The following is an 8083-nucleotide window of genomic DNA, read 5'->3' on the forward strand; positions in this document are numbered from 1 at the left end:
GGCTCCCCCGGCCGGCCGGGCATGCTTCCGGCCGGTGGGCGTCGGACTACTTCCAGCCGGTGGCGGCGAGCAGCCGCCGTTCGAACATGGGGATCATGGTCTGGACGTACGTCTTGGTCAGGTGGTTGTCGTCCTTGTAGACGTACACGTTGCCGACCACCGCGGGGCATGTTCCGTTGGCGCAGATGAAATCGCTCATGTCCATGAGGTGCAGCCTGGGCACCTGGCCGCGGTACGCGTCCAGCGGCGAGGACCCCGCGAGCGATTCCTGCTCCGGCACGTTGCACTCCGAGGCATCCGGGCCGTTCTTCTGGACGCACTCGGGCATATTGATGGTGAAGCGGGGGTTGTCGCGGATGCCCACCACGTCCATGCCGGCGTCGGTGAAGGGCTTGATGCCCGCCAGGTACTCAGGCACTTCGGTCTCGAACGGCGCTTCCTTGTGAGTCAGGGACGCAACCGTGAAAACGGCGTCGGGGCGGTGGTCCAGGACGTACTGCGCGCTGGCCCGGTTGAAGGCGTTGCAGTCCGCGTCCCGCTCCGGGGACTCCCCGCCGAAGCGGCAGTTGCCCTTCAGGAGCGTGACAACTTCCCAGCCGTGGCTTTTCGCGATGGGGCCCAGCGCCGCCATGTACTGCTGGGCATGGGAGTCACCGAGCACCACGATCCGTTTGGTGACCTTGTCCGGCTTGTTGTTCTGCAGGCACCCCTGAAGCAGGGGGTCGCTGGGGACGTTGGCGTCCGTGCACAGCCCGTCGATGTCCGCCCACTCGTTCTTCATCGCCGCCGGCGCGGGGATGATCTTGGCTTCCGGCGTGGGCTTGCCGGCGTTTTCCGGTGCCAGGGCGGCCGCGCCGGGGGTCAGTTCCTTGGGCTGGGACGCCGCCTCGGCTTCGTCGGCCAGGAGCTGGCTCTGCCACACGGCGACGGGACCCGCCAGCAGGGCACCACAGGCGGCAATCACGACGGCGGTGCGCCAGGCGCGGCGCTTGGGCCAGTGCCATTCGCGCAGGGGCTTCTCGACGAAGCGGGTGGTGAGCACGGCCAGGACGAGGGACGCGGCAACGATGCACAGCCCCTGGAACAGGTTGGGCGCCGTGATGCCCGCCCCGGCGAGGGCCAGGACCAGCAGCGGCCAGTGCCAGAGGTAGAGCGCATAGGAGTTATCCCCCAGCGCCACCAGGGGTTTCCAGGTCAGGAAGCGGTCAACCCCGAAGCGGCTGCCGCTTTGACCGGCGGTGATGATCGCCGCGGCGGCCAGCGTGGGCCACAGCGCGATGAATCCGGGGAACGAACGGTCCACGGTCAGCAGGAGCCCGCAGGAGAGCATGGCCACGAGGCCGGCCCAGCCGAGCACGACGCGCAGGACCCTGCCCGGTTTCAGGTACGGCAGGGCGAGGGCCAGGAGCGAGCCGAGCGCGAACTCCCAGAGCCGGGCTCCGGTATCGAAGTAGGCGTGGGCCTGGTTCGTTGCGGTCTGCTGGATCGAGTAGGCCAGGGACACCGCGAAGATGGCGCCGAAGGCCGCGGCCAGCAGGGAGCGGTAACGCAGCAGGACGTGGTCCTGGCCGGTCCGGCGGCGGAGCAGGCGGGAAAGAAGTGCGGTGCCGGCAAAGACGAGCGGCCAGAGCACGAACACCTGGCCCTGGATCGAGAGTGACCAGAAGTGCTGGAGCGGGCTCGCGCCCGAATGGTCCTGGGCGTAGTAGTCCACGGCGCTGTCCGCCAGGAGCCAGTTCTGCCGGTACAGCAGGGAGGCCCAGGCCTGTTCAAGGACGTCGGGCCAGCGGCTTTGCGGCAGGATGGCCCAGGTGCCGGCGAGGACGCCGAGAACCACCACGACGACGGCGGGCAGCAGGCGCTTGAGCAGATGCAGCCAGTGGCTGAGCAGCCGCAGCGGCGCGCCGCTTTCGACTTTCCGCGTGAAGCTGAGTGTCATCAGGAAGGCTGAAATGAGGAGGAAGATGTCCACGCCGCCGGAGACCCGGCCCAGCCACACGTGGTACGTGACCACCATGAGGACCGCGAGGGCGCGAAGGCCCTGGACTTCGGGGCGGTAGCTTGTTTTTCGGGTCGCCGGAGAACCTGCATCCGCCCGTGGCGGGGTGACGGTGGTTCGCTCGTTCGACACAAAGATCCCTTCCGGCCGGTTTCCAAAACATCAATGTTACCGAAACGTAATTTTCTTTGCCAATCACACGGGCCCGGCGGTGTCCTTCACACGCCTGGCCGGCGGCGCACCCAGGGGGGCGGCGGCGCCGTCGGCCCCGGGGCGGAAGCTAGGCTGGTAGGAGTCTGAGGAGGCCGCCACGTGATCGTGCAGGTGCGCATTTGTGTTCCGGGTGAATTGTCCGGAGTTGTTCTCGAAAGTTGTACGAACCACGTCGGCGTCTCGGAAGTGGCGCTCGCGAAGGCCTCTTCCGTCACGCCGCCCGGGGACGTCATCGAGGTACTGCTGGCCCGGGAGTCCGTGGAGGGGCTCGTGGAGAAGCTGCACGCCCTCGATGTCCAGCAACGGGGATCGATTACGGTCATCGCACCGGACCTTGTGCTCTCGGACCGCGCCGACAGGGCGGAGGCGGAGGCTCCAGGTGAGGGCGCGGACGCCGTGATCTGGGACGAGGTGTCGCGGCAGACCGGCGAGGATTCGCGCCTGACGTGGAGTTTCCTGGCGTTCCTGGTCCTGGCGACCCAGCTGGCGGCCATCGGCATCGTGACGGACTCCACCATTGCGATCGTCGGCGCCATGGCCGTGGGCCCGGAGTTCGGCCCGCTGGCCGCCCTGGCCGTGGCCCTGGTCCGGCGCCAGCGGCGGCTCGGACGTGACGCGGCGCTGGCCCTCGGCGTCGGTTTTCCCGTCGCGATGCTGGCCGCCGCGCTGACCGCGTGGCTCTCCGTGCCACTCGGGCTGTTCCCCGCGGACGCGCTGGACCACGGTTCAGCAGTTGAATTCATCTACCACCCCGGCCCCTATTCCCTGATCGTCGCCGTCCTCGCCGGGACAGCCGGGATGCTGTCGGTCATCAGCCGGCGCTCGGCGGCGCTGATCGGGGTGTTCATCTCCGTCACGACGGTGCCGGCAGCCGGGTTCGTGGCCGTGGCACTGGTCCTGGGCGAGTACCAGAAGGCAGCCGGCTCCGCCCTGCAGCTGTTCCTGAACCTGCTCGGAATCGTGGTGGCCGCCGTCGGCGTCCTGTTGTTCTACCGGCTGGTGACCAGGCGGCTGGCGCCGGACGCCGCCCGCCAGCTGCGGCGCAGGGCGGACCGCTCCCAGCACTGACCCACGGACGCCGCAGGTGCCCACGACGGCCGGCAGTCCTGGGGACAGTCGGCCGGCATGCCGGGGGACCGTGGAGCTTAGGGGCCCCATCCGGTCGCGGCGAGGAGCCTCTGGCTGAACATGGGGGCCATGCTGGCCGCATAGCTCCGGCTGAGGTGGTTGTCGTCCAGGTAGACGTAGGTGTTGCCGACCGCGCCCGGGCATTCCGTGCCATTGCAGATCAGGTCAGTCATGTCAACGAACGCGACGCCCGGCACCTTGCCATCCAGCGCGGCCAAGGGATTCGTTGCCGCAAGCATGCCCTGCTCGCGCGGCCTGCAGTCCGGCGCGCCGGCACCCTTCGTCGCTACGCACTCTGCCATGTTGAAGGTAAAACGCGGATTGTCCCGGAGGGCCACGACCTTGATGCCCTCGTCCGTCCAAGCCTTCGCGGTGGCTTCGAAGCCCGGGATCACGGTCTCCTGTGGCGACGACGGCGCTGCCTCAGTGCCCACGATGATGATGGCGTCCGGCGGGTTGTTCTTCACTTCGGATGCGACGGCCGCATTGAAATTGTCGCAATCCGCCGAGACGTGCTGCGGCGCGATGTTGGGCTTGCAGGCACCCTTGAGCATGGCGTAGAGCCGCCAGCCCTTCTCATCGCTGAGGGGAGCAATCGAGCCCAGCCATTGCTGTGCGTGTGAATCCCCGATCACGAGGACCTTTTTCGCTCCGGTGTCGGATTGATTGTTCTGGAAACAGTCCTTCTGAAGGACCGGGTCCTGCGGCTGCAGGTCACCGGAGCACGAGTTAGGGAGGCTGGCCCAGTCCTGCGGCAGCGTCTGCGGGGTGGGGAGCAGGACGGCGTTGGCGTCGGCCTGGTCCACAAAGCCCGGCGTCAGCGCCAGGGCGCCCGGGTTGTTCTTCGGGGCTTGGGCCAGGACTGCTTCGCTTTCGAGGTGCTGCTGGATCTGAATCCCCGCCAGCGGCACGGCGGCGGTGACCACGGCCACGGCGATGGCAACGAGGGCGCGGCGCCGCCGCACCTCCGGCCACTGCCACTCACGCCAGGGCTTCTCAATGAAGCGGGTGGTGAGGTAGGCGAGCACCAGGGAAACAGTGACGATGACGGCGCCTGTGATCAGACCCGCTTTTTCCCTGTGCATCACGGCAAGGGAGATGACCAGAACCGGCCAGTGCCACAGGTACAGGGCATACGAAATGTCGCCCAGCCGGACCAAGGGCTTCGAACTCAGGATCCGGTCGACGCCCAGCTTGCTGCCCGACTGCCCGGCTGCGATGACACAGGCGGCCGCCAGGGTGGGCCAGAGCGCCACAAACCCGGGAAAGGAAGCCTGGACGTTGAGCAGGAGGCCGCAGCTGAGCATGGCCACAATGCCCAGCCAGCCAAGCCCGATCCGCCAGCCCCGCGGAAGCCGCAGGGCAGGAAGGGCCAAAGCCACGAGCGTGCCCAGGGCAAACTCCCACAGCCGGGCCCAGGTGTCGAAGTACGCCTCCGTTTGGCTCGCCTGGGTGAAGACGATCGAGTAGAGCAGCGAAACAACGAAGATCACGGCGAAGACGTAGGACAGCAGCACACGGTAGCGGAGCCTGAAGCGCTTGGCGACGAACGCGGCCCCCACAAAAATGAGCGGCCACAGGATAAAGACCTGGCCCTGGATCGAAAGGGACCAGAAATGCTGGAAGGGACTGGCCTGGCTGTGATCCGCGGCGTAGTAGTTTGTCGCCTGGGTCTGCAGGAGCCAGTTCTCGGCATAGCCCAGGGAGGCCCAGCCCTGGTTGATGATTTCCATCCACCGGGTCCGGGGCAGGAAGAGGACAGTTGCGGCAAGGATGGCCACCAGGACGGTGACGGCGGCAGGGACGAGGCGCCGGAAAAGGTGCAGCCAGTGTTTGATGAGGGCCATGGACCGGCCCTGCTCGTACCGGCCCACGAACTGCAGCGTCATAAGGAAGGCCGAGATCAGCAGGAAGACGTCCACGCCGCCGGAAACCCGGCCCAGCCAGATGTGATAGGTCATGACCATCAGCACAGCGAGGGACCGGAGTCCCTGGATTTCGGGCCTGAAGGTGGATTTTCGGCCAGACTTGGCTGCGGGATCGTGCCCCGTCGCGGCAATGTGCCGGGCAGGCCGGGGCAAGGTTCCTTGCTGTGTCATAGAACTACCCCTCAACCAGATAACCAAAGCCTCCATGTTACCAAACCGTAATTTTGATGGCCAATCGTCACGGCGGCCACTGAACCCCATTGAGGCATGCCAACGTGGGAGTTTCCAGTGAACCCGGGACGCTGGAGCGGCACCTGACGGGTTAACTCTGCCAGAATCACGGCAACTTGCGGCCACGAACACGGCAGGACGGCAGCAGAGACTCGACAGAAAAAGGGACGGCCCGGCAGATGCCGGACCGTCCCCCCTGCGGGCAGAGCCTAGTGCTTGTGCCCTGCGTGCTCGTCTTCGTCAGCCGGCTTCTCCACCACGAGGGTTTCCGTGGTGAGGACCAGTGCCGCGATGGAGGCCGCGTTGCGCAGAGCCGCACGCGTCACCTTCACGGGGTCGATCACGCCGGCGGCGATCAGGTCTTCGTATTCGCCGGACTTGGCGTTGAAGCCCTGGTTCACGGCGGATTCGGCGACCTTGGCAGCCACGACATAGCCGTCGAAGCCGGCGTTCTGGGCGATCCAGCGCAGCGGCTGGACCAGGGCGCGGCGGACGATGCCGACGGCCGCAGCCGCGTCACCTTCGAGGGCCTGGACGGCCGCGTCCTCGTCGAGCGCCTTCAGCGCATGGATGAGGGCGGAGCCGCCGCCGGCCACGATGCCTTCTTCGAGGGCAGCGCGGGTGGAGGATACGGCGTCCTCGATGCGGTGCTTCTTTTCCTTCAGCTCAACCTCGGTGGCGGCGCCGACCTTGATCACGCCGATCCCGCCGGCCAGCTTGGCCAGGCGTTCCTGCAGCTTTTCCTTGTCCCAGTCCGAATCGGTGCGGGTCAGCTCGGCGCGCAGCTGGGCAACACGGGCGGCGACGTCCTCGGCCGAACCGGCGCCGTCGACGATCGTGGTGTTGTCCTTGGTGATCGTGATGCGGCGTGCGGTGCCGAGCACCTCGAGGCCAACGGTGTCCAGGCTCAGGCCCAGCTCCGCGGAGACAACCTGCGCACCGGTGAGGGTCGCGATGTCCTGGAGCATGGCCTTGCGGCGGTCACCGAAGCCCGGCGCCTTGACGGCGACGACGTTCAGCGTGCCTCGGATGCGGTTGACGATCAGCGTGGACAGGGCCTCGCCCTCGACGTCTTCGGCGATGATGAAGAGCGGCTTGGAGCTCTGCAGCGCCTTTTCCAGCAGCGGCAGGAAATCCTGCACTGAGGAGATCTTGCCCTGGTTGATCAGGATCAGGGCGTCCTCGAGGACGGCCTCCTGGCGTTCCGCGTCGGTGACGAAGTACGGGGACAGGTAGCCCTTGTCGAACTGCATGCCCTCGGTCAGGACCAGCTCGGTCTGCGTGGTGGAGGACTCCTCGATGGTGATCACACCATCCTTGCCGACCTTGCCGAACGCCTCGGCCAGCAGCTCGCCGACCTCGTCGCTCTGGGCGGAGATTGCGGCAACGTTGGCAACCTGCGTGCCTTCAACCGGGCGCGCGTTCTCCAGCAGGCGGGCGGCGACGGCCTCGACCGAAACCTCGATGCCGCGCTTGATTTCGCCCGGTGCGGCGCCTGCCGCTACGTTGCGCAGGCCTTCCTTGACCAGGGCCTGGGCCAGGACGGTGGCGGTGGTGGTGCCGTCGCCGGCAACATCGTTGGTCTTGGTGGCGACCTCCTTGGCAAGCTGCGCGCCAAGGTTCTCGTAGGGGTCATCCAGCTCGATTTCACGGGCGATGGTCACACCATCGTTGGTGATCGTGGGGGCGCCCCACTTCTTGTCCAGTACGACGTTGCGGCCGCGCGGACCCAGCGTGACCTTGACGGTGTTGGCGAGCTTATCGATGCCGGCTTCAAGCGACCGGCGGGCAGCGTCGTTAAACGCAAGCTGCTTTGCCATGGTTTTGTCCTTTCAAGACAGAACCCCGCGCAACTGATCCATTCAATGCGAAAGGATCGGCTGCGCGGGGGTCCAAGAGAGTTACTTTACGACGATCGCCAGAACGTCGCGGGCGGAGAGCACGAGGTACTCGGTGCCGCCGGTCTTGACTTCGGTTCCACCGTACTTGGAGTAGATGACGACGTCGCCAACGGCAACGTCAACGGGAACGCGGTTGCCGTTGTCATCGAAGCGGCCGGGGCCTACTGCAACAACTTCGCCTTCCTGCGGCTTCTCCTGCGCGGAGTCCGGGATAACCAGGCCGGAAGCCGTGGTCTGCTCGGCTTCGAGCGGGCGGACAACAATACGATCCTCAAGAGGCTTAATAGAGACCGACACTCGGACCTCTCCTTTTCGTCAGCAAATTCGTGGACTATGAAGCGGTGATGCCAAGGCGCACAGACCGTCGTCGCGGTGCCGGCAGCGTGCCTGGCGGAACGCGCTTCATGTGTTAGCACCCTCCTAGGGAGAGTGCTAATGACGACTCTATGTAAATGGTTAGCACTCGGTCAAGGCGAGTGCCAGAAATTCGTTCCGGGTGAACATTTCCCCCTAGGGGACATGCCCATTTTTGCCTGCGGCCAGAGGACACTTGGGCGTCATGCTCTGTACCCGTGCTGAGCGATGGACATGCCCAAGGTGCGCGGGACCTGCGCGGGCGAGCAAGTTGGGAAACATCCACTCATAAGCCCGAGCGATGGACATGCCCTACGACGGCGTCCGGT

Annotated in this window: 5 protein-coding genes; 1 reads left to right on the forward strand and 4 read right to left on the reverse strand. The window is 66.2% G+C overall.

Translation table 11 applies throughout. The annotated features are described in order from the left end of the window. Positions 1 to 46 precede the first annotated feature (46 nt). A complete protein-coding gene (locus AC1DNG_RS15910; protein WP_476887742.1) occupies positions 47 to 2131 on the reverse strand; it encodes an acyltransferase family protein in 2085 nt (694 codons plus the stop codon). A 180-nt stretch (positions 2132 to 2311) separates the two neighbouring features. On the opposite strand from AC1DNG_RS15910, the gene AC1DNG_RS15915 reads away from it, so the two are divergent. Then, a complete protein-coding gene (locus AC1DNG_RS15915) occupies positions 2312 to 3280 on the forward strand; it encodes a DUF389 domain-containing protein (protein WP_476870491.1) in 969 nt (322 codons plus the stop codon). Positions 3281 to 3357: 77 nt separating this feature from the next. Here AC1DNG_RS15915 and AC1DNG_RS15920 read toward each other — a convergent pair whose 3' ends face one another. From AC1DNG_RS15920 to groES, 3 genes are all read right to left on the reverse strand, one after another. Then, complete coding sequence (locus tag AC1DNG_RS15920) at positions 3358 to 5439, reverse strand: acyltransferase family protein (protein ID WP_290370252.1); 2082 nt, start codon at positions 5437 to 5439, stop codon at positions 3358 to 3360. 269 nt (positions 5440 to 5708) lie between these two features. After that, positions 5709 to 7319 (reverse strand): chaperonin GroEL, encoded by a 1611-nt coding sequence (gene groL, locus AC1DNG_RS15925; protein WP_018773736.1) that lies wholly within the window; start codon positions 7317 to 7319, stop codon positions 5709 to 5711. An 81-nt stretch (positions 7320 to 7400) separates the two neighbouring features. Beyond that, positions 7401 to 7697 carry a co-chaperone GroES gene (gene groES / locus AC1DNG_RS15930; RefSeq protein ID WP_028275747.1) on the reverse strand — a complete coding sequence of 99 codons (297 nt, stop codon included), beginning with the start codon at positions 7695 to 7697 and terminating at the stop codon, positions 7401 to 7403. Between the last annotated feature and the right edge of the window lie 386 nt (positions 7698 to 8083).

The sequence above is a fragment of the Arthrobacter sp. 01T425 genome (assembly GCF_056398725.1).

Bases quoted from the DNA above. Each gene is read 5' to 3' on its own strand.
- AC1DNG_RS15920 (WP_290370252.1), bottom strand. From the start codon at position 5,439: ATGACACAGCAAGGAACCTTGCCCCGGCCTGCCCGGCACATTGCCGCG.
- groL (WP_018773736.1), bottom strand. From the start codon at position 7,319: ATGGCAAAGCAGCTTGCGTTTAACGACGCTGCCCGCCGGTCGCTTGAA.